Genomic DNA, 4,607 nt, shown 5'->3' with positions numbered 1-4,607 from the left:
CGACGACTTAGGTCCCTAAGATGGCTATCCTGCCGTGGTAGAGCTTGCTCGGCCCCTCGCCCATAAAGTCCACCTGCCCCGGCATATGGAGATGCATACATCACCTGCCACCAGCCTTCCAGAAAACCAGGCGCCAATCTCCACCCTTCCAGGTCGAGATAAATGCGCACTTGTGATGGATTGGCGATATTGTACCGACCCGCCTGAGCAATGGCTCGATGCGCCGCACTCTCGCCGCCCCGTCTATTTGCATCTGTTCCATGTGGTTGGGAGCGGATACCATTGAAGATAAGTAATAGACGGCAATTTCGGCTAAATAGAAACCCAGGTTCATCAGTCCTAAGACGGGTTGCGGCATGATTATCGTTTAGATAACGCCCCCAGAATTCAGTCTGTTCAGTATTTTGAGACAAGAGCTTTGTTTGTCGGTTCATCTCTTTGGTAACGTGCCTCTTCCCTCCCATAGTGATTCACATAGACCGAAGATGGAAGACGTGACGATTGGGCGGCGGGTCACCGAGGCGGAGCTGCTCCCCACGTACCCGAACCCGACGCGCAGCCAGGCCACGGTGCGGTATGCGGTTCCGGATCAGCAGCCCGTGCGCATCGTGCTCTACGACATGCTCGGGCGGCGCGTGCAGACGGTGGTCGACACCGATGCGGAAGGCCGCACGGAGGCGCCGCTTGACGTGAGTAATCTGGCCAGCGGCACGTACTTTTTGCGGATGGAGACCGAAGGCGGACCCGTCGACACGCAGAGGGTGACGGTGGTGCGGTAAGCTGCTCCTCGGGCACTCCCGGTCCCTGCATGGTGCGGCGGGGACCGGGCGGGGATACTGCGAATGGTATCGGGGCGGGCGCGGTGTGTGGCTTTCCCCTGTATCATTTTCTTCTTTTGGCGTACGACGTGCATATCCAGGGGTACCGCAGGTATAACAGTGTTTTCCTCGCACCTACGAAAACAGCAGGCGATGTACCAGTTTGTGACGTTTCAATCTTGACATTTTCCTCACAGGACCGTAGCCTAAATAGCGCTATGGGATGATGCTCATCTAACATTCATCCCTATGGGTTGAAAGCATCACCTTCATCGGGCCGCGTAACGGGTCGGCGTGTGGCACGCCGCGATGTTCTGAGATGCCCTCGTTCGAATACGCCTTGCGCGTCTTGTGTCCACCTGTTCTCATGCGTTTTGTGTGCTGGTTGGACTGCACATTAGACCCTGCGACGCGCCTGCATAACACGTGTACAACGCCTCTGTGGCGTAACGATGCCCCTTGCAGCGCTCGTTGTTGAATGTAGATTGCCGGTGTCGTTCGTCCTCCGCGATTTGTTTCCTTAACCCGCCTATCACCATGATACAGCGCGCTACTTTTTTCATTTTTATGCTTGCCTTGGCTGCCAGCGTGCTGCCGGCCTCGCTTGTGCAGGCACAAAACACTGCGACCCTTTCGGGTACCATTCAAGATCAGGATACCGAGGAGACGCTTCCGGGCGCTAATGTCGTTCTGGAAAACGGTCAATCCTACGGTGCCTCTGCCGAGTCTGATGGCTCGTATGAGATTACGGGCATTCAGCCGGGCACGTACACGCTTCGCGTCTCGTTTGTGGGCTACCGTGCAGAAGAGCGCACCTTGACGGTAGAGGCAGGTGCCTCGTACACCGAAACGATTGCTCTGGAACCGCAGGCGCTGCGGGGCGAAGGGGTTACGGTTTCGGTGGGATCCCGAGCTGCACGCCGCGCTGCGGGCGATATGGCTGTACCCGTGGATGCCTTTTCTGCAGAAGAGCTGGATGTGGCTGGCTCGTCTGAAATGAGCGTGATGCTGCAGCAGGTTTCGCCCTCGATCAACTTTCCGCGCCAGACGGTGTCGGATGGCATGGATGCGCTGCGTCCGTTTACGCTGCGCGGCTTAAGCCCCGACCACACGCTGGTGCTCATTAACGGCAAGCGGCGCCACCGCTCGGCGCTGGTGAACCGGCTGGGTTCGGGCGTGCAGAAAGGGTCGAGCACGGTTGACCTGAATGCGGTTCCATCGAGCGTAATCGGATCGGTCGAGATTCTGCGCGACGGAGCCGCAGCCCAGTACGGTTCGGATGCTATTGCGGGCGTTATGAACCTGCAACTGAACGAGGAGCCTGTCCCGTTTCGGATTGGGGGAGAGTACGGCGGCCACGTTACTGACGACTTCGACAACGATGGCCTCACGTACAAGCTAAGCAGTTCGTACGGCGTGGCGCTGGGCGATGAGGGCTACCTGAACGTGTTTGGCGAACTGCGCTTTCGCGACCCAACTACCCGCGCTGGGGCTGACCCGCGCGATCAGATCGAAGAGGGCGATGCCGATGAGGTCGCCGACCAGACCGGCAACGGGGTGCAAGAGGTCGTAACGAAGAACAACCCGATTGACCAGCCCAATCATCAGTGGGGAAACGGCGAATCGGACAACTACTACCTGTGGGCCAATGGCGCCATTCCGGTAAGCGAGCAGATTGAGGCGTATGCCTTTGGGGGCTATAGCTTCCGCGATGGTTTCGGAAAGGGATTCTATCGCCGCGCCTTGGACGGGCGTAACTGGCCGCAGATCTATCCGGAAGGCTTCTTGCCGACCTTTGATTCGAAGATTGCTGACCATTCGGTAGTCGCCGGCCTCCGAGGCGATATAGGTCGCTGGAACTACGATGTGAGCGGCCAGACCGGCGGCAATAACTACGAGTACAATATCATCAACTCGTTGAACGTGACGCTCGGCCCTGACTCTGACAAGACCGACTTTTTCGCTGGCACGGTGTCCTCGCGCGAGAGCATTGGACAGATTGACCTGACGCGTGAAGTGGACGCGGGGCTGGCCAGTCCGCTGAACGTGGCCGTGGGTGCCCTGCTGCGCTACGACCAGTACGAAGTGGAGGCGGGCGAGGAGGCGTCTTGGGTTGACGGCCCTGTGAAAGAGAACCAGAACGGCGGACGCGCCGCCCCCGGCTCGCAGGTGTTTCCGGGCTTTCGTCCCAGCGATGCGGTCGACGAGTCGCGCACCAACGTGGGCGTGTATGCCGACCTGGAGGCCGACCTGTTCGAGCCGCTGCTCGTAAACGTGGCCGGGCGCTTTGAGGACTACAGCGACTTTGGCTCGACCCTGACGGGGAAGATTGCGATGCGCTATGAACCTCAGGAGGAACTCATCTTCCGGGGTTCGGCCAGCACCGGCTTCCGCGCCCCAAACCTGGCGCAGCGCCACTTCTCACGCATATCAACCACGTTCATCGACAACGTGCCGTTTGAGGTGGGCCTCTTCGATAACGAAAGCGACGTGGCTCGCGCTCTGGGCGTGCCCGACCTGGAGGAAGAGAAGTCGTACAGCCTAAGCGGTGGGGTTACTGTTAACCCGAATAGCAAGCTCTCGGTATCAACGGATCTGTTTTACACGGAGATCGATGACCGCGTCATCTTGTCGGGGAATATCGGCGGCGACGAACTGGTCGACTTGCTGGAAAGCGAAGGTATTTTCAACGTGCAGCGCGCGCAGATCTTCTCGAATGCCGTTGACACCCGCACCTGGGGGCTTGACCTCACAGCAAACTACACAACGTCGGTAGGCGACGATGGGGTGGTGTACATCCGTGGAGCCTACAACTTCACCCGGAATGAGGTGACGAGCGGCGTGCGCACCCCCAGCGAACTGGGCGAGGACTTTGGCGAAAGCATCTTCGATCGTGAGGCCCGGCTGGAACTGGAGCGCGAACGGCCCGCAAGCACCGCAAAGGTTTCCATTGAGTACGAACGAGGTGGGTTCACCGCTCTGCTACGCGGCACCCGCCACGGCGAAACTCTCGTGCCCGACGTAGATCCCGAAGACGACTTTACGCTGTCTGCCAAAACCACGATGGATGCGGAAGTGGGCTACCGGTTTGCCGAAGATCGCCTGAAGCTCTCGGTTGGGGCGCGTAACCTGACGGATGTATATCCGGACCTGACGCCCGATGACCAGAACTTCGGTGGGATCTTTCCTTACTCCACGGCATCGCCCTTTGGGTTTAACGGACGCTATGTGTACAGCAAGCTCTCGTTTACGCTGTAGACGGCTGGCGTTTATATAACACACATATGCTCTAAGAACGGGTTGTGCTATAGGTTCAGAAGTCGCACAGCCCCCCAACGCCCGTCATCCAGATCCTGAATCGAGTTCAGGACAGGCACGGCGCCCCTGGCGCCCCTGGCGCCGCTGATCCGGGGCCGAGCGAAGCGAGGGCCGAAGGTCATGCCTGTGGTACGCACGAAGTAATCCATTCGCCGGTTGAGGGCGAACGCACTCCGCTAACGCATCTCTCCATTGGGGCATGGATCCCAGATCGTCGCTCCGCTCCGTCTGGGATGACGGTGTGGGGGCATAAACAAGCATTTCTGTATGTTCAACAGCGATCAGATGTATAGCACAACCCGTCCTGAGAGAGGTGCTACTACCCCAACCATTGACCTGTGGCAGAGCACTACGGATCGTTCGTAGTCCCCATCTGTATGCATAAATGATTAACACTTCTGGCCTGATCGCGGACCACCACCGGCCGGCCGACCGCGACACCCGCTTCCACCTCAACCCCCTGCTCGAACG

At 58.8% G+C, this 4,607-nt stretch carries 3 protein-coding genes; 2 read left to right on the top strand and 1 reads right to left on the bottom strand.

Annotation, left to right across the window (positions count from 1 at the left end; all coding sequences use genetic code 11):
• Positions 1-413 (bottom strand): hypothetical protein (locus tag R6U20_RS09740; protein ID WP_410337664.1); only part of this gene is annotated, 413 nt, incomplete at its 3' end.
• Between the two features lie 72 nt (positions 414-485).
• On the opposite strand from R6U20_RS09740, the gene R6U20_RS09735 reads away from it, so the two are divergent.
• Both R6U20_RS09735 and R6U20_RS09730 read left to right on the top strand, forming a co-directional pair.
• Complete coding sequence (locus R6U20_RS09735; RefSeq protein ID WP_410337663.1) at positions 486-779, top strand: T9SS type A sorting domain-containing protein; 294 nt, start codon at positions 486-488, stop codon at positions 777-779.
• 606 nt (positions 780-1,385) lie between these two features.
• On the top strand, positions 1,386-4,076 hold the full coding sequence (locus tag R6U20_RS09730) for a TonB-dependent receptor (protein WP_410337662.1): 2,691 nt from the start codon (positions 1,386-1,388) through the stop codon (positions 4,074-4,076).
• The last annotated feature ends 531 nt before the right edge of the window (positions 4,077-4,607 follow it).

Origin of the sequence: Longimonas sp. (genome assembly GCF_046498435.1) — a bacterium.
GTDB lineage: Bacteria > Bacteroidota > Rhodothermia > Rhodothermales > Salinibacteraceae > Longimonas.
This window is presented reverse-complemented; position numbering and strand designations above follow the sequence as displayed.